Origin of the sequence: Cohnella rhizoplanae (assembly GCF_948329515.1) — a bacterium.
GTDB lineage: Bacteria > Bacillota > Bacilli > Paenibacillales > Paenibacillaceae > Cohnella > Cohnella rhizoplanae.
The window spans coordinates 88,698-105,156 of the sequence record NZ_CAOJCN010000009.1; the positions used below are offsets into that span (position 1 = coordinate 88,698).

Below are 16,459 nucleotides of genomic sequence, written 5' to 3' on the forward strand. Positions count from 1 at the left end.
CTCCTCCTTATTTTCTCATCTTAGGATCGAGTGCGTCCCGCAGGCCGTCCCCGAGCAGGTTGAAGCTAAGCAGAATCAAGCTGAATACGATCGTCGGGAACACGAGACGATGCGGATGGTAACGCATATATGCCGCGCCGTCGCTCAGCAGGTTGCCCAGCGAAGCCAGCGGCGGCTTGATGCCGAGGCCGATGAAGCTCAGGAAGGCTTCGGCGAAGATGGCGGTCGGCACGACGAACGTAATCTGAACGACGATAACGCCCAGCGCGTTCGGAATCAGATGCTTCAGGATAATGCGGAACGGCTTGGCGCCCAGCGCTCTGGCTGCCAATACGAATTCTTGCTCCTTGAGCACGAGCATCTGCCCGCGCACGAGTCTGGCCATGGAGACCCAGCCTGTGATCGCATAGGCCAATATGATCGTCGATACGCCCGGCCCGAGCACCATCAGCAGCAGGATGGAGAGCAGCAGGTACGGGATCGAGTAGATAACTTCGATGAAGCGCTGCATGAAGTTGTCGACCTTGCCGCCGAAGTAAGCGGAGATGCCGCCGTACAGCACGCCGATCACGAGGTCGAGCAGCGCGGCCATGATGCCGATGAACAGAGAAATGCGGGCGCCCCACCAAACGCGCGTCCACAAATCGCGGCCGAAATCGTCCGTGCCGAAATAGTGATCGGCCGAAGGGCGAAGATTGACGGCGCTGGCGTTCTGCGTCTCATAGTCGTAGCCGCTGACGAGAGGCACGATGAGGGCGAGCAGCGTGACGACGATCATTACGAAAAGTCCGGCCATGGCCAGCTTGTTTTTCTTAAGACGCCTCCAGGCGTCCTGCCAGTAACTGACGGAAGGGCGAAGGATCGCTTCTCTGTCGCCTGACTTGACCGCCGGCTCGAATTGGCTCTTGGCGATGTTGTCCATTGTCTATCTCCCCTTCCCTAACCGAATCCGCGGATCGACCAGGCCGTACGCGATATCCGTGATGAACATGACGAAGATCAGGATGGCCGCATAGAAAATCGCCAGCCCCGCGATCATCGTATAGTCCGTCGTCAGGATCGACTGCACGAACTGATGGCCGAGTCCCGGCACCGAGAAGATCGTCTCGACGACGAGCGTGCCGGTGACGACGTTGGCCGCGATCGGACCGAGAATGGTGACGACCGGAAGAATGGCGTTGCGGATCATGTGATTCCATACGATGCCGTTGCCGCGGATGCCCTTGGACTTGGCGGTCTTAATATAATCCTGGCTGGCGACGTCCAGCATCGAAGCCCGCATCATGCGCGCGAGGATGGCGATGGTGCCGAACGATAGCGCCAGCGCGGGCAGCACGCGATGCTCGGGACCGTTCCACAGTCCGGGCGGCAGTATCCCCCACTTAACGCCGACAAAGTATGAGAGCAGCGGCCCGATAACGAACGAAGGTACGGAGATTCCGATAATGGCGATAAGCATCGCGGAGTAGTCCCCGGCCTTGTTGTGCTTCAGCGCCGCGAAAATGCCAAGTAATAAGCCGATGATGATGGCGAAAATCAAAGATTCGACACCCAATTCGAGCGATGCCGGGAAGTTGTGCTTGATGATCTCGACGACGTCGCGCGTCGGGTATTGATAGGAGACGCCGAGGTCCCCTTGAACCACTTGGCCCATGTACTTCAGGTACTGCTGCCAGACGGGTTTGTCCAGGCCGTATTGCTCCCGCAAAATCTGCAGATTCTCGGGCGACAGCTTCGATGCGTTCTCGCCGAACGGATTGCCCGGCAACAGCTTCATCAGGAAAAACGTGACGGTAACGACGACCCACAGCGTAATAATCATGTACATGAATCTGCGCAAGGTATACTTCAGCATGGAAAACCCTCCCTTCTCGGAATTTACAAGCGTCAAGCACATGAAGGAAGCCGTCCAAGACGGCCTCCCTCATGGTTTGGCGGTGACTGTACCGGGTGCGTTATTAAAGCTGCAAGCTCGACGCTTGTATTATTCTTCGAAGTGAGCCCACTTCAGTTCGAAATCGGGACCGTAAGGCGGCAGGATCAGATCCTTGAGCTTCGGGTTGATGACGAACGGCGAGGAACGGAAGTAAAGCGGCGTGACGGCTGCTTCGCTGAGCAGAATCTTCTCGGCTTGCGCCATCTCTTCAGCGCGCTTGGCGTTGTCCGTCTCGAGTTGAGCGGCCTTCACCAGCTTGTCGTACTCGGCGTTCGACCAGTCTTGCGTGTTGAACGAGCCGCCGGTCAGGAACATGTCCAGCCAGGTCATCGGATCGTTGTAGTCCGCGCCCCACAGGGAGCTGACGATCTGATAGTTCTTGGACAGCTCGCGGTCCAGACGGTTCGCGTGCGGCAGCGGTTCGGTCGTTACGTCTACGCCCAGGTTCGTTTTCCATTGGGAAACGAGGTACTCGAGCATTTTCTTGCCGGTCTCCGTGTCGTCGCCGATGATGGAGAGCTTAGGCAGCGTAGCGCCGGATTCCTTGAGGCCTTCGGCCAGCAGTTCCTTCGCCTTGGCTGCGTCGAACGCGGCTTCGGTGTCGCCTACGACGGTGCGGAAGTCCTTGCCGTTGCCGTCTTGGTTGCCGGCGGGTACGAAGCCGGTCGAAGGCACGGAGCCGTTCTTCAGCACGAGGTTGGCTACGCCGGCGCGGTCGATCGCCATCGTGAACGCTTGGCGAACCTTGACGTTGGCGAATGCGGGAACCTTCGTCGCTTGGAAGTTCAGGTAACCCGTGACGAGCTCCTTCTTCATTTGCAGGTCGGGCTTGCCGTCGTAAGCGAGCATCTGGTCGCCCTTGACGTCCGCGTAGTCTGTCGCGCCCGTCTCGTACAGGTTCAGGCCGGTCGCCGTATCCTTGACGATGTTCAGGGTAACTTTATTCAGCTTGACGTTGGCGGCATCCCAGTACTTGTCGTTCTTTTCAAGCACGAGCTGCTGCTCGTGGTCCCACTTGGTCAGCTTGAACGGACCGGCGCCGAGCACCTTGTCCGCGTCCGCGCCGCTCTTGTCGCCTTGAGCGGATACGAACTTCTCGTTCTGCGGGTAGAAGTTCAGGAACGCCAGCTGGGCCGTAAAGAACGGAACCGGGTGGTCCAGCGTGATCTCCAGCGTCGTGTCGTCCTTGGCGACGACGCCGAGCTTGTCCTGCGCGGCCTTGACGGCTGCGTCGTCCTTGGCGGTCAGGATGTCGTTGCCGCCCTTGATCCAAGCGAGCATGAACGCATAGGTTGCCTTGGTCTTCGGATCGAGCGTGCGCTTGTAGGAGTATACGAAATCCTTGGCGGTCAGCGGATCGCCGTTCGCCCAGGTCAGACCGGACTTCAGCTTGACCGTGTAGACCAGGCCGTCCTCGGAGATCGTCGGCATGCCGTCGGCGAGCGCCGGCTGCGGCTGCAATTCTTTATCCAAACGGTACAGGCCTTCGCTGATGGCGCCGAGAATCGTGAACGATGCGGCGCTCTCCGCGATCGATACGTCCAGTGCCGGCGGGTCTGCACGGTAATTCATCACGAGTTCGGTCTTGCCGGAGGAGCTGGATGGTGCGCTTGCGCTCGCGGACGAGCTGGCGCCGGAGCTTGCGCTTGGGCTGCTTGCGTTGTTGTTATTGTTGTTGCCGCAAGCAACCAACGAAGCGCCGAGCAGCGTCAACGTAAGAATACCTGACACAATCTTCCTTGTCTTCATGTACTGGCCTCCCCAGATTTTTGATCGAGCAGATTTCGCATGAACTTTTTCCAGTTTTCTAGCGGATGCTCTCTCTCCTAGGCGATTATAAAGCAAGATTCTGAAGAAATCTATGATTATTTGCACATTTTTTAATCAAACGTTGAAATAACTTTTAAACGATTTAGCGTATAAAAGCGGCTATTCTTTAACGCGGTCTTACTTTACCAATGGAAAGCAGTAAATGTAAGCGAGTTCAATTGTTACTTATCCACAAAACAATCGTTTAAAATAATCCTTCGTGTCACACATATGTTAGATTACAAATAATAGATGTAACTGGAAATTAAAAAGGGTCCTCGCGACGGTGAGATTCAATTAAATCCATCTTTAATTTCCATGCCCGCTCGCTCAGATTCACCCGATACAGTTCAGGATTCAGCTTGCGCTTGTATTGCGGCCAGAACAAATCGAGCTGCCGGTCGTGATAGGACCGAATCTCCTCGAGCGACGGCAGTCGTCCCGCCAGTTCCCCGTTCACGATTACGGGCGTCAGCAAAGGCACCGCATCGTAGTTGTCGATGTATTTGCGAATGTACGGGTGCACCGGATCGAACAGCATGATCCGTTTGCCCTGACGAATGTCATCCTCGTCCTTGAGCGCGATGTAATCTCCCTCGGCCTTCCCCGTCTCCCGGCTGACAATGCGGTATACGTCCTTTAGACCCGGCGTTGTCACCTTCTCGGGATTGGCAGAGATCTTGATCACGGGCTGATAGACGCCGCCCCTCGAGATGGCGACCATCTTGTACACGCCGCCGAGCGAGGGCTGATCCGCCGCCGTGATCAGCTTGGTGCCGACGCCCCACACGTCGATGCGCGCGCGCTGGCTCTTCAGGTTGTCGATGATATTCTCGTCCAGATCGTTGGAGGCGGTGATCTTCACATCCATCAAGCCGGCCTCGTCCAGCATCTGTCGCGCCTGCTGCGACAAATACGCAAGGTCCCCGCTATCCAGCCGGATGCCGACCATCCGCTTGCCGGCGGCCGCCAGCGACCGCCCGATCCGGATGGCATTCGGCACGCCGCTCCGCAGCGTATCGTATGTGTCGACGAGCAGCGTCACCTGATCGGGGAGGGCCTCGGCGTATTTGCGGAAGGCCTCCTCCTCGGTATCGAACGCCTGAACCCAGGCATGCGCGTGCGTGCCCTTGGACGGAATGCCGAACATCATGCCGGCGCGCATGTTGGAGGTCGCATGGAAGCCCGCCACGTACGCCGCCCTCGCGCCCCACACGGCGGCGTCCGCTTCCTGCGCGCGGCGCGTGCCGAACTCCAGCAGCAGATCGTCCGGCGCGACCTGCCGGATGCGCGACGCCTTCGTCGCGATCAGCGTCTGATAGTTCAGGAAGTTCAGCATCGCCGTCTCGATCAGGTGGGCTTCGAACAGGCGCGCCTCGATCCGGATGAGCGGCTCGTTAGGGAACACCAGCGTTCCTTCGGGAATCGCATGCAAATGGCCCGTGAAGCGAAAATCGCGGAGCGCCTCGAGAAATCCCGGCGCGTAATTCTCTTCCTGGCTTCGCAAGTAATCGAGCTCGGCGTCGCCGAACCGCAGCGCTTCAATATAATGCACGATCCGCTCCAAGCCTGCGCATACCGCGTATCCGTTGCCGAACGGCAGCTTGCGGAAGTACACCTCGAATACCGCCCGCTCGTTCAGCGTCCCCTGTACCCAGTGAGCGTACATCATATTGATCTGATACTTGTCCGTATGGAGCGTGAGGCCTTCCCCGTACATCGCGCTTCCTCCTTCGGGCAGGGATCGGAGCCGCATGACCGGCGGCTTGCGCCCGGCGTTCCGTCCGATCTGCCTGTATTATGCGTGCTCTCCTGAATGTTCATGCAGCGGAAATGCATGCGTGCCGAATCAACTCGAAAAGCCGGGCGACCGCGCCCGGCTTCACTTTTTTCTAATCGCCTAGCGCGCCCGCCTCTCGGCGGACGATCGATCTAATCATACCCTGAACGTGCCGCATCGAATCTTAAGTCGCCGCTTGGCCGATCGCGAACCGCTCGATCTCAGCCAACCCGCTCCGGTCTCTCGCGCTGTAGAAGACGATAGGCCCGGCATATCGTCCCCCGAGCTCGCGCCGCAGCGCCTCCCGCTCCTCGGGCAGCAGCCCGTCGGCGAAGCTCCGGACGAGCATCGTCCGTTCCGCGAGCCCATTCCTGGCTATGCCAGCCAGCAACCGATCGTCCGCCGCATGCAGCTTATCCTTGAAGACGATGAGGAGACGGTCGAACGACCGGAACGGGAATAGTCGAAAAAACGTCTCCGCCGGATGCGCGGCCGTCCCATAGCCGGGCGAGTCGACGAAGACGGCTTCTCCGCACGCGTGGACCAGCGCGGCGTCCGGATCATGCGCCCAGGAGGTCGCGTCCGTCCGCTGGCCGACGACGGGCCTCGGCACGCAGCCGCGGCCCGTCAGCAGATCGAGCAGGGCCGACTTGCCCGCGCCGGGCTGCCCGAGGATCGCGACCTTGCGCGTGCGCGGGATGACGGCGAGCTCCGACGCGAGCCGCCGCAGATTGCGCTCGAGCACCGAAGGCTCGCCGGCGGCGCCGCTCCTCTCGCGCCGCGCCCGGGCGCTCACGGCTGCTGCCCGATTCCGAGCTCCCGCTCCAGGATTCCCTGCGCCAGCGCGTGACAGTCGTTCAGGTAGGACCTGCCCGCCGCGAGCGTCACGCCGAACCCGGCGGCCGCCGCGATCGCCTGGCCGACGATCGGGACGAACCGGCCGACCGCCGTGGACGCGCTCTTGCCCGCGAACTTCTTCAGGAGCAGCATGATGCCCTCCTTGGTCCCGTAGTCGAGCACCCGCTTGCCGAGCGGCAGCAGTGACGGGATTAGCTTGTTCACCTTCTCGTCCGTGAGCCCGTAGGAGGCCCGGATCTCGGCGAACATCTTGTACATGATCGACATGTCGACCCCGACGTTAACGCCGGGCACGGGGTTGAGGCCGTTGGCCGCGGCGAGTCCTGCATACTTGTACACGGACTTCTCGCAAGCCTCCTTCTTCGCTTCGAGATGCACGAGGCTGAACGCCTTGGCCGACCGCGCATACTTCTCGCGGAGCGCCGGCTCCAACGCTGCCTTGATCCCGTCGACCAGCTCGCTTAAGCCTTCGCGGGTCCGGCAGCTGACGAAGTACACCTGCTCGGGCGCGCCGATCTGGCGCTCCACGTCTGCGACGATCTCCGCCTGAAGCTCCTCCGTCGTGCGGCCGTCCTCCCATAGATCGTCCAGCTTGTTGCGGACGAACAGGCAAATTCTTCCCTTCTCCCGCAACTCCTTGAAGAAGGCGGTGTCCGCCTCGTGGAACTTGCCCGCGAATACGCACAGGAACAGATCCAGCTCCTCCGGCCGGAACCGGTCCATCCATTCGTTCGGCGGAAACCGGGACGTCCCGTACCCGGGCAGATCCACGAGCAGCAGCTCCTCGTGGGCGATGATCTGCGCCTCAACCGTCGTGTCCGTCGTCACTCCCGTACGCGCGACCGGCTGTCCGACGATCTGATTGATGAGCGACGACTTGCCGGAGCCCGGCTGCCCGAATAGGGCGATCCGGAGCTTGGCTTCCTGCTCTTCTTCGATATCCTGCCGCAGCTTGGCCGCGTCCTCTCTAAGTCCCATCGCAGCTCCCCCTCGCCATTTGCGCCTAACGAATATTTTTACCGTAGAAAATCTCGTCCATCTCGACCTTCAGACGCTCCGCGATCTCCTGCTGCTCGGCCTCGCTCAGCTTGTCCTTGGTGTAGCCGAATAGGTAGTTGTTGAGGTCGAACTCGCGCAGCTTGCACTTCGTATGGAAGATATGCTCCTGGTACACGTTGACGTCAATCATATCATACGCTTCGATGACGGCATCGGGAATGTAATTCTGGATCGAATTGATGTCGTGGTCGATGAACAGCTTGTGTCCGTTGATGTCCCGCGTGAACCCGCGCACCCGGTAGTCGATCGTCATGATGTCCGTGTCGAACGAGTGGATGAGGTAATTCAGCGCCTTGAGCGGAGAGATCTCCCCGCAGGTCGAGACGTCGATATCCGCGCGGAACGTGCTCAGTCCCTCGCTCGGATGATATTCCGGGTACGTGTGCACGGTAATGTGGCTCTTGTCGAGCTGCAACGCGACATTGGCCGGCATCGGGCCGGGCGACTCCTCGTACGACTCCGTCGGCACCTCCACGATCGGTCCCTCCGAGACGAGCAGCGTCACGCTCGCGCCCTGCGGCACGTAGTCCTGCTTGGCCGTGTTCAGCACGTGCGCGCCGATGATCTCCGCCACCGCGTTCAGGATCTTGGTCAGCCGCTCGGAGTTGTACTGCTCGTCGATGTAGGCGATGTACGCCTCGCGCTCTTCCTTGGTCTTGGTGTAGCAGATGTCGTACATATTGAAGCTCAGCGTCTTCGTCAGGTTGTTGAACCCGTGAAGCGTGATCCGCTGTTCGTTGGTTAGCGTCGTCATGTCGTCCCCTCGCTTCTGATCGGAATCGTGTCCTTATTATGGCTGAGGCTCGCGGTCCCCAATCCTCTCCTCTCTTTACCCCGAATGCGGCATTGCGGAGCACGGACGACGCAGGGCTTGGTGCACGAGCGGACGAAGACGGTCGAGGGGAATAAAAAAGACCCGCGGTCGGCGGGACTTGGGAGGACCTGTGCGGGACTATTCGCCGGGTCTGTGCTGCGGATTGGACTCCACCACCTGCAGGGAGCGGGTCAGCTCCTGCAGAATATCGGATTGAAGCTGCGTATTCATGTATAGCGCCTTGATATAGGCCTGCCCTGCTTGCGTGGACGTGTATTTGGGCTTCAGATGATTAAGGGTGAGCACGATGATGTCCGTCGTGCACTTCTCGCAGTTGCACTTCAGCGGGTAGTTGGGCAGAATATGTTCCTCGAAGAAGCTCACGACGATCGGTTCCATCGCGTTGAATATAGATGAAGCTTTCGCAAATTCCATCGCGTCCAAAACTCCCCGGGTGCCTTTTTACCTCCCAGCATACCATAGCGCGGCGCACGCGTCATTAAGCCGCAAGTCCAATAGTTGGCGCGGGATCGGCCGTTAAGCGGGACTGTCCCGTGGGTAAAGGACTACAACACCGACTAAAGGAGTGCTGCCCGATGTCCGAATATACAGATTCCGCTGCTGAACTGCCTCAATTCGATCCGGGGACGCCGGAGATCACGCCGCCGACTTCCCCCGAGATCTCGCCGGTCGTGCCGAATCCCGATATCGTGCAGAACCCGCAGCCCGAGGTCAAGCCCGACGCCATCCCGCCGGAGGTCAAACCGGACGCGGTGCCGCCGGAGACCCCGCCGGGTCAGCCCAAGTGACCGATGGGTTGATGCAGCCACGGCGGCGATGCCGAGTTGGAACCGCACAATTTTTGTGCGGTTCTTGCGTATGCGCGCTTGTCCGAAAGCAAGTTTTAAACCCTTGAATTAGTTTGTGATTTATTTCACTTTACCCATTGCATTCTGCGCCGGAGTGGCGTATATTGGATTCAACAAGACATTGTGATTTAAATCACAAGAACATGGCGCGTGGGTTGTATCTTCGAATATGAAGCATCGGATATCGATCCCGTCCATTTCGACCATCATTCCGGTCGTCTATGTGAAATAAATCACAAGTCTCATCCCCAAGGAGGGCTTCTCATGAAAATCATCGTCATCGGATGCACGCACGCCGGCACGGCCGCCACCATTCAAATGGCCAAACGTTACCCTGACGCCGAGATTACCGTATACGAACGCAACGACAACATCTCGTTTCTCTCGTGCGGGATCGCGCTTCATGTAGGCGGCGTCGTGCGGAATGCCGAGGAGTTGTTTTACGCTCACCCCGACACGCTCGCCGAACTAGGCGTCAACACCAAGATGCGCCATGACGTGCTCGCCGTGGATACGGTGTACAAGACGGTTACCGTCCGCAATCTGGAGACCGAGGAGATGCTCGTAGACACGTATGACAAACTCGTCGTCACGACAGGCTCGTGGCCGATTATCCCCAAGATGGAAGGCATCGGGCTGGATCGGGTGTTACTGTGCAAAAACTACGCGCACGCTCAGACGATCATCGAGAAAGCGAAGGATGCCAAACGGATTACCGTCGTAGGCGCAGGGTATATCGGGGTTGAGCTCGTGGAGGCGTTCCATCAGCTGGGCAAACACGTGACGCTTATCGACAATACGCCGCGCGTCATGTTCAAATATCTCGACCAGGCGTTCACCGACGTCGTCGAAGCCGACATGCAGGAACGCGGCGTGCAGCTCGCGCTCGGTCAGGCCGTCACCGCCCTCGAAGGCGAGGAAGGCAAGGTCGCACGGGTCGTCACGACCGCAGGCGCGTACGAATCGGATCTCGTCATCCTTTGCATCGGATTCCGTCCGAATACGGGGCTGCTCCAAGGCCAGGTCATGATGCTCCCGAACGGCGCGATCGTCGTCGACGAGTACATGCGCACGAGCTGCCCGGACGTATATGCGGCGGGCGACAGCTGCGCGATCCGCTACAACCCGACCGGCAAGGCCGCTTATATCCCCCTCGCGACCAACGCCGTCCGCATGGGCACGCTCGTCGCGATGAACATCATGGAACCGCGCGTGAAATATATGGGAACTCAGGGTACTTCGGGCATTCGGCTGTTCGACCTCAACATCGCTTCGACCGGCATGACCGAGCAAGCCGCGATCGATGCCGGACTGCGGGTACGCACGACGACGGTCAGCGACAACTATCGTCCCGAGTTCATGCCGACTTACGAGCGAGCGCTGGTGAAGCTCGTCTACGAAGCCGAGGGCGGACGACTCCTCGGCGCGCAAGTGCTGTCGAAGGCGGATCTCACGCAGTCGGCCAACACGCTGTCGGTATGCATCCAGAACCGGATGACCGTCGAAGAACTCGGCTTCGTCGACTTCTTCTTCCAGCCGCATTACAACAAACCTTGGAACCTGCTGAACCAAGCCGGCCTGCAGGCTGCGGCGGAACTGGAAGCGGCAAAGGCCCAGGCTGGCGAAAAGGCCGGTGCGTAATAGGGACCCCGTAAACGGGTGGAATGGGGGAAACGGGAGACGGCGGAACACGCGCTGGTGGGCTTCGCCCTCTCGTAGTGAAGGCGAGCGCGTCAGACTGCACACTCCAAGGCCCATCGCCTCTCGTATTGAAGGCGATCCCGCCAGACGCATCACTCCAAGGCCCATCGCCACTCGTATTGAAGGCGATCCCGCCCGTCCGCACGCGCCGAGGTCCATCGCCTCTCGTAGTGAAGGCGATCGCGCCCGTCCGCACGCGCCGAGGTCCATCGCCTCTCCTAGTGAAGGCGATCGCGCCCGTCCGCACACGCCGAGGCTCATCGCCTCTCCTAGTGAAGGCGATCGCATCCGACCGCACGCTCCGAGGCTCATCGCCTCTCCTAGTGAAGGCGATTGCGCCCGACTGCACACGCCAGGGCAATCGCCTCTCCTAGTGAAGGCGATCCCGCCCGGATGCACGCGCCCGGCGAGCAAAAAAAGGCTTGGCAAGCGACCGCCGCCCTCTCGGGGCAGCGAATTCGCGAGCCAAGCCTTTTTCTATACGGCGGCCACGCCATTCAGTCGGCGACGGCTCCGCAGCATTTCTTGAACTTCTTGCCGCTGCCGCACGGGCAAGGATCGTTGCGTCCGATCTTGCGCCCGGTCTGGATCGAGATGACGTCCGCGTGGTGCGACCGCTGCGGCATCGCCAGCACGTTGGACGGGATCCCGGCGCCGCTCGCAGCGGCGGACGGGGCCAGCTCGTCCGGACGGTGCCCCTTCAGCACCCACTGCCTCGTGCCGTCGTTCAGCCGCGCGAGCAGGCCGGCGACCTCGTTGACCGTCTGCGCATCCTCGATCGAGAATTCAAATTGCAGAATCTCGAACGCCGCGCTCATCGACTTGCCGTCTTTGAATACATCGGCGCAGATCTCGGTGACGACGTCGGCCTCCTGCTTGTCCACCGCATACTCGCGCGAGAGGTACGCGGCCAGTTCCTGGTGCGCCTGGGACCGCTCGACGAACTCCGGCTCTCCCGCCCGCAGCAGCTCGGCCTTGGTGAACGCGCGATAGTCCAGGTCGTCCCGCGATCGTTGGACGCGGAGCAACGCCTGCGGGTCTTCGACGTCGAGATTCGAGTACAATCCGTCGTCGTCGACGTCGTACATGGCGCCGAAGTCCAACGCGTCGACCAGCACCTCCAAGACGTCGCGCTCGTCTGCCGAAACCGCTCCCGTCAGTGCGGTCAGCCGCGCCTCCAGCTCTTGTTCCGGCAGTACGCCGTAGTAATATAGAAGTCCCTGCGCGAGCTTGATGTTCTCGGTATTGCGCTTGATGCGCGAAGGCGTACCGTCCAGGCCCTCGAGCCCGGCGAACCGCTCGACCAGCTCGGCCGGCATGACGAGCGACTTGTTGCCGTCGACTTGACCGGGAAAGGCGATCCCGCGCTCTCTCAAGTAGTAAGCGACCGGTCCCGAATGCGGCGGATCCGCCAGCAAGCCGCCGCTCTTCACCAGCTTGCGGATCAAGGACCACCGCTCTTCGTCCCACAAGGCGGTGGACGCCGCGGCATAATCGGCCAACACCGGTACGAGCCCGTCGATCAACGCGCTTTTCTTTTTTTCTCGCGTCCAATCGTTTATCTGGAGGAGCGCCGCGATTCTCTGCAGCATCTCCAAGGTCAGCGGCGACAACGCATCCTTGAGCGACAGCGGCCAGACTAGGGCCGGCCATTCGCCTTCGAGGTTCTTGTGATCTGCCATGATCATCCTACTTCCGTTGATCCTTCGTCCTGCGAAGGGCATGCCTTCATTATGCGATCAAACCTGCGCCGCTGACAAGCCTCGCCGGACGCGTATCGGTCCATTTTTTGAAAATAAAGCAAAGCCCGCACGGCTAAGTGCGGGCTCGCGGGCCGGGCGGCAGGAAAAGCGATCAAACGCCCGTGCGCTTCTTCTGGTTGTTCGGCTTTTTCTTGATCTGGCTCTGCATTTGCTTGACGTCGGTCGAAAAGCCGCTGTGCTGTCCGTTACCTTGGGACGCAGCCTGCTTCTTCTGCGCGAGACGCTGCTTCATCGCATCGCCCAGGCTGATTTTCTTCTGCTCCGGCTTGTCCGCGGCCGCGGACGGGCTTGGTTCGTTCGGTTGTGTCACTCTTATCGCACCCCACTTCGCAATCGCGCTCCAGCTGGTACCATTATAACCCCGCCGCGCAAAAAGGACCACGCCCCAATCGAGGCGCGGCCGCTTTTTTCCAGACTAAAACCGTTGGCCCGTCGGCGGCGGCGCCCCGTCTTCCGCGATGATGCGCGGAAGCTCGCGGTCGATCGCCTGATTGCGGATCGCGCTGTCCGCGACGCTGTCCGTCGCCGGCGAACTGGCCACGACGTCGTCGGTCAGTCCGTTGTCGTGACCGATCAACAGCAGGAATCGCCCCTTGTCGACCTCGGGCGCGTACTCCATCGCCTCGCCGTTCGACAGCCCGATCTCCTCGAGGCGTCCCGACAATGCGCTATCCCCGCCAGCCTTGAAGATCCGTTTGACCTTGCCCATGAGCGAATCCGAGCCGGTTCCCGCGCCCTCCACCTCGATCAGGTCCGCCGCCTGTCCCAGGTTGCCGAGGCTCCAGGACTCCTCTCGGTCCGCGACGACCGTCAGATCGTGGTCGGAATGCCCTCTTATTTTCAGAGACTGAATCGCATCGATCACTTCCTTGCTCGTGTCGAATACGCCGTATACGGTCATCGCCATCGCCCATACCTCCGTTTGCTATCGTTGGATATTCAACTTTACCCCTCGCGGGCCGGGATTAATCCTGATGGAGTTCGTCATCCTACGGGTACTTAATAATGATCCGACAGCATAGAAGATCGAGGAGGAATGACGTACATGAGAGCGGTAACCTTCCAAGGCAGCAAAGACATCCAGGTCAAAGAAGTCGAGGATCCGAGGCTCCAGCGCAAAGACGACATCATCGTGCGAATCACTTCCACGGCGATCTGCGGCTCCGATCTCCATATCTATCTCGGCGGCATGCCGACGCATAAGGACTTCGTCATCGGCCATGAACCGATGGGCATCGTGGAGGAAGTCGGCCCCGAAGTGACCCGCGTCAAAAAAGGCGATCGCGTCGTCATCCCCTTCAACGTATCGTGCGGCAAATGCTACTTCTGCGAGCACGACATGGAGAGCCAGTGCGACAACTCCAATCCCCATCCGCCGCTCAAAGAAATCGACTCGGGCGGCTATCTCGGCTATACCGAACGCTATGGCAATTACCCCGGCGGCCAGGCCGAATATCTGCATGTTCCCTACGGCAACTTCATGCCGCTCGTCATTCCGGAGTCGTGCGAGATGCCGGACGAGGCGCTGCTCTTCTTGTCCGACGTCCTGCCGACCGCCTATTGGAGCGTCGAGAATGCGGGCGTGAAGCCCGGCGATACCGTGACCGTGCTCGGATGCGGACCCGTCGGCCTGATGGTCCAGAAGTTTGCCGCCATGAAGGGGGCCATGCGCATCATCGCGGTCGACAATGTCCCCTACCGCCTCGAGCACGCGCGCAGGATGAACAACGTCGAGACGATCAACTTCGAGGACCATGACGAGGTCGCCCTGCATATCCGGGAGATCACGGGTGGCGGCACGGACATCGTCATCGACTGCGTCGGCATGGACGGCAAGAAAAACGCGTTCGAGAAAATCGGCCAGAAGCTGAAGCTGCAAGGCGGCACGCTGAGCGCTATCGATATCGCGATGGACGCGGTCCGCAAGTTCGGCACGATCCAGCTGACGGGCGTGTACGGCGCGTTGTATAACATGTTCCCGCTGGGCCACATGTTCGAGCGGAACCTCACGGTGAAAATGGGACAGGCGCCGGCCATCCACTACATGCCGAAGCTGTTCGACATGATCGTGAACGGCGAGTTCGATCCTACCGAGATCGTCACTCACCGGCTGCCGCTTGACCGGGCGAGCGACGCGTACAAGATCTTCAACGACAAGGAAGACGGATGCATTAAGGTCGTGCTGAAGCCTTAAAAACTGAATCGGAGTTGCGCCAGCCCTTCGCCTTCGCGGCGGAGGGCTGTTCCGCGTCACGTAACGTCACCTTGTGCACCGAGTTACCTCGAATTCCAAGGTAGCTCTGCACAGAACCCATCTTCCGCCTCGCGTTACCTCGAATTCCAGCGTATCACCGCTTATGGAGACGACGGCGCTACGGCGTCGCAACGGTCGCCGCTCTGCTATAATAGTTCGAATAAGATTGATTAGAGCAGAGCGTTATCGAAAGGAGCCGCATTCGCCATGTCTATCGCCACGCAACGCGAGGCCGAGGATCTCGTCTATCGCTCGTACCTGCGCGCCGCGCCGCATCTGCCGGCCGCGGGCGACGAGCAAGTCCGCAGTCCGCATCTCACACGCCGATTGCTCGACCTAATGGGCGCGCCGGACCGGGAGCAACGCTGCATACTCGTGACGGGCAGCAAAGGCAAAGGCTCGACCTCCCGCATGATCTCCTCGCTGCTTAGCCATTTGGGGTACAAGGTCGGCCTGTTCACTTCCCCCCATCTGGTCGATTACCGGGAGCGGATCCGCGTCGACGGACGCGCGATCGGCGAAGCGGACTTCGTGCGGCTGGCGCGGCGGGTAGAGCCCGCGTGGGCGGAGATCGAGTGCGGACTGGGCGCGTCGACGTACCAGGGGCCGGTCGGCGTGTCGCTCGCGATCGCGGTCGGTTGGTTCGCGGAGCAAGGCACCGACATCAATGTCGTGGAATGCGGCCGGGGCGGCCGGTACGACGATACGAACGCGCTCGCGAACGACTGGGCCGTCGTCACGCCTGTGCTGGAGGAGCATGTGCGGGAGCTTGGGCCGGGCATCGGCGATATCGTGCGGCACAAGCTGGGCATCGTGAAGTCGGCGTCGACGCGTGTCTATGTGGGCAAGCAGCGGGACGACGTGCGCGAGATCGTAAAGGCAGAGCTGGAGTCGATAGGCGCCAAATGGCGCGATTCAGCCGGCGACTCGCGTCATCCCGCACGCTTCGAGGACGAGACGTTCGCCGCCGAGCGCGTCGCGATGACCGCGCGCGGCACGGCGTTCGACGTCCGCACGGCGCATACGCGGTATGCGGATCTGAACTTGCCGCTGCTCGGCGAGTTTCAGGCCGACAACGCCGCTCTCGCGGTTCAGGCGTGCGAGGACATCGCGGGCGCGGCGCTCGATCCGGCGACGGTTGCCGGATGCTTCGCTCGCCTCCAGTGGCCGGGCCGCTGCGAGATCGTGAGCCGCGCCCCGCTCACCGTCGTCGACGGCGCGATCCATCGCGACTCGGCGGCTTATCTGGTGCGCGTCGTCGGGTCGCTCGGACTCGGCGCGGACGCGCGGATCGCCGCCATCGTCGGCGTGCCGAAGGACAAGGATTACGCCGGCGTCATCGAGACGCTCGCCGCCGTCGCCAGCCGCGTGCTCGTCACGCGCCCCGACGTGAGCCATCTCGCATTCCCGGATGACGCGCTTGAGATTGCGCGGAGATACTGCCCGGCCGGGAGCGCCGCCTTCCCGCTGCTCGCGGACGCGCTGGACGCCCTGCATGCCGCCGGCCCCTCCCCCGACTGTATCCTCATCGTCGGCACGCAGACGCTGATCGGCAATGCCAAGCGGCTGTACGGGCAGGGGCTGGAGGATATCGGCAAGTAGATTATCATTCCCCT

15 protein-coding genes are annotated in these 16,459 nt (G+C 60.6%); 4 read left to right on the forward strand and 11 right to left on the reverse strand.

The window, feature by feature from the left end; all coding sequences use genetic code 11:
* Positions 1-7: 7 nt before the first annotated feature.
* The 8 genes from PQG80_RS15105 to PQG80_RS15140 all read right to left on the reverse strand — a co-directional run bounded on the left by PQG80_RS15105 (position 8) and on the right by PQG80_RS15140 (position 8,691).
* Positions 8-922, reverse strand: a complete 915-nt coding sequence (locus tag PQG80_RS15105; RefSeq protein WP_271752215.1) for an ABC transporter permease — start codon at positions 920-922, stop codon at positions 8-10.
* A gap of 3 nt (positions 923-925) precedes the next feature.
* Positions 926-1,855 carry an ABC transporter permease gene (locus PQG80_RS15110; protein WP_271752216.1) on the reverse strand — a complete coding sequence of 310 codons (930 nt, stop codon included), beginning with the start codon at positions 1,853-1,855 and terminating at the stop codon, positions 926-928.
* 129 nt (positions 1,856-1,984) lie between these two features.
* Positions 1,985-3,685 carry a peptide ABC transporter substrate-binding protein gene (locus PQG80_RS15115; protein ID WP_271752217.1) on the reverse strand — a complete coding sequence of 567 codons (1,701 nt, stop codon included), beginning with the start codon at positions 3,683-3,685 and terminating at the stop codon, positions 1,985-1,987.
* Positions 3,686-4,010: 325 nt separating this feature from the next.
* Complete coding sequence (locus PQG80_RS15120) at positions 4,011-5,465, reverse strand: nicotinate phosphoribosyltransferase (protein ID WP_271752218.1); 1,455 nt, start codon at positions 5,463-5,465, stop codon at positions 4,011-4,013.
* Positions 5,466-5,709: 244 nt separating this feature from the next.
* Entirely contained in the window at positions 5,710-6,321 is a 612-nt protein-coding gene (locus PQG80_RS15125; RefSeq protein WP_271752219.1) for a GTPase domain-containing protein, read from the reverse strand.
* The gene (locus PQG80_RS15130) at positions 6,318-7,361 is read right to left on the reverse strand and encodes a GTPase (RefSeq protein ID WP_271752222.1); all 1,044 of its coding nucleotides are present in this window, start codon (positions 7,359-7,361) and stop codon (positions 6,318-6,320) included. The genes PQG80_RS15125 and PQG80_RS15130 overlap by 4 nt, the downstream gene beginning before the upstream one ends.
* A gap of 25 nt (positions 7,362-7,386) precedes the next feature.
* Entirely contained in the window at positions 7,387-8,196 is an 810-nt protein-coding gene (gene speD, locus PQG80_RS15135; protein ID WP_271752223.1) for an adenosylmethionine decarboxylase, read from the reverse strand.
* Between the two features lie 198 nt (positions 8,197-8,394).
* A complete protein-coding gene (locus PQG80_RS15140; protein WP_271752224.1) occupies positions 8,395-8,691 on the reverse strand; it encodes a late competence development ComFB family protein in 297 nt (98 codons plus the stop codon).
* A gap of 161 nt (positions 8,692-8,852) precedes the next feature.
* Here PQG80_RS15140 and PQG80_RS15145 point away from each other — a divergent pair, with 161 nt between their 5' ends.
* On the forward strand, positions 8,853-9,065 hold the full coding sequence (locus PQG80_RS15145) for a hypothetical protein (protein WP_271752225.1): 213 nt from the start codon (positions 8,853-8,855) through the stop codon (positions 9,063-9,065).
* Between the two features lie 324 nt (positions 9,066-9,389).
* Positions 9,390-10,766, forward strand: coding sequence for an FAD-dependent oxidoreductase (locus PQG80_RS15150; RefSeq protein ID WP_271752226.1), 1,377 nt, complete (start codon positions 9,390-9,392; stop codon positions 10,764-10,766).
* Between the two features lie 557 nt (positions 10,767-11,323).
* On the opposite strand, the gene PQG80_RS15155 is transcribed toward PQG80_RS15150, so the two are convergent.
* From PQG80_RS15155 to PQG80_RS15165, 3 genes are all read right to left on the reverse strand, one after another.
* On the reverse strand, positions 11,324-12,508 hold the full coding sequence (locus PQG80_RS15155; protein WP_271752227.1) for a YecA family protein: 1,185 nt from the start codon (positions 12,506-12,508) through the stop codon (positions 11,324-11,326).
* Between the two features lie 172 nt (positions 12,509-12,680).
* A complete protein-coding gene (locus PQG80_RS15160) occupies positions 12,681-12,899 on the reverse strand; it encodes a hypothetical protein (protein ID WP_271752228.1) in 219 nt (72 codons plus the stop codon).
* Positions 12,900-13,004: 105 nt separating this feature from the next.
* Positions 13,005-13,496 (reverse strand): general stress protein, encoded by a 492-nt coding sequence (locus PQG80_RS15165; protein WP_271752229.1) that lies wholly within the window; start codon positions 13,494-13,496, stop codon positions 13,005-13,007.
* A gap of 138 nt (positions 13,497-13,634) precedes the next feature.
* On the opposite strand from PQG80_RS15165, the gene PQG80_RS15170 reads away from it, so the two are divergent.
* Complete coding sequence (locus PQG80_RS15170) at positions 13,635-14,783, forward strand: zinc-dependent alcohol dehydrogenase (protein WP_271752230.1); 1,149 nt, start codon at positions 13,635-13,637, stop codon at positions 14,781-14,783.
* A 267-nt stretch (positions 14,784-15,050) separates the two neighbouring features.
* Positions 15,051-16,445: a bifunctional folylpolyglutamate synthase/dihydrofolate synthase gene (locus PQG80_RS15175; RefSeq protein WP_271752231.1), complete on the forward strand. Its 1,395-nt coding sequence runs from the start codon at positions 15,051-15,053 to the stop codon at positions 16,443-16,445.
* Positions 16,446-16,459: the final 14 nt, after the last annotated feature.